General features: G+C 58.6%; 1 protein-coding gene. It reads right to left on the reverse strand.

Going from position 1 to position 1,327, the window contains the following annotated elements:
* Positions 1–37: 37 nt before the first annotated feature.
* Positions 38–1,257 (reverse strand): IS3 family transposase gene (locus AC07VG_RS33380; RefSeq protein ID WP_495022562.1). Its coding sequence is split into 2 segments (ribosomal slippage): positions 38–918 and positions 918–1,257, totalling 1,221 coding nucleotides; the frame shifts between segments, so codons are not numbered across the junction.
* Positions 1,258–1,327: the final 70 nt, after the last annotated feature.

The following is a 1,327-nucleotide window of genomic DNA, read 5'->3' on the forward strand; positions in this document are numbered from 1 at the left end:
TGGACTTGCCCCTACCAGACCGGACACCAATTCCCCGTTAAATTGATGCCGCTGCCAAACGCCTAAATTCTCTCGGCGACCTATATTTCAGCGCGCTGTGCGGATGCTGTTCGTTGTAATGCTCGAAGGCAATCGTCAGGTTGCGCAATGCCGTTTCTCGATCCGGCTTGGGCATATGCGTTACGTAGTCCCGTTTGATCGTCTTCACGAAACTCTCTGCCATACCGTTGCTTTGCGGACTGCGTACCGGTGTGGTCACCGGTGCCAAGCCGATCTGGCGGGCAAACAGGCGGGTCTGCTCGGCGATATAGGCCGAACCGTTATCGCTCAGCCACTGCACGGGCGTGTTCGGCAGTTGGTCGCCAAAACGCTTCTCCACGCTTTCCAACATCAAGTCTCGGATGTCATCGCCGCTATAGCCCGTCGGACTGGCAACCCAACCGATGGCTTCGCGGTCACAGCAGTCCAGGGCGAAGGTTACGCTCAACTTGGCACCGTCGTCGCAGCGGAACTCGAAGCCGTCCGAGCACCAGCGTGTATCACTGGTTTTCACGGCAATACGGCCTTCATGTCGGCGCGGTACGCCAGGCTGTTTGATGCGACGTTCAAGTAGCAGGTTGTGATCACGCATGACCCGGTAAACCCGCTTCACGTTGATCGGTGGCAACGACTGGGTTTCACGCTCGCGGCGTAACAAGCCCCAGACGCGACGGTAGCCATAGCTGGGCAGTTCGCTGACGTGTTGCTTAATCTCGGCGACCAATTCCGTATCGTTCACGAGCCGGCGTCGCCGTGCGACGGGCGATCTCGACTGCTTGATTCGAACCGTTAATTGCGAGCGCGACACACCGAGACATTCGCTGACCAGTTTCACTGGTCGTCCCCCGGCAACAAGGGTGAGTGCGCAATCCATTTTCGCGACCGGGCGATCTCCACGGCCTCTTTGAGGACTTCCGCTTCCATCGTCTTCTTACCCAACATCCGTTGCAATTCGCGGATCTGTTTGAGTGCATCACTCAGCTCAGACGCCGGCACCACGGCCTCGCCAGCACTAACCGCCGACAGGCTTCCGTCCTGGTACAGCTTGCGCCACAGGAACAGCTGGTTGGCGTTGATGCCGTTGCGCCGGGCAACCACGGACACGCTTTGCCCAGGCTCAAGGCTCTCTCGAACCATGGCCAGCTTCTGGTCGGTGCTCCAGCGGCGTCGGCGTTCCTGGCCGAGCAGCTCGCCACCCTTATCGTTGCTGTTAGTCATAAACATACCCGTTTGCCTATCCCTTATCTTAAGGGGGGAACGGTGTCCTGTCTTTCATGGGGCTCGTTCA

The organism is Pseudomonas sp. GW821-FHT03C07 (assembly GCF_059420925.1).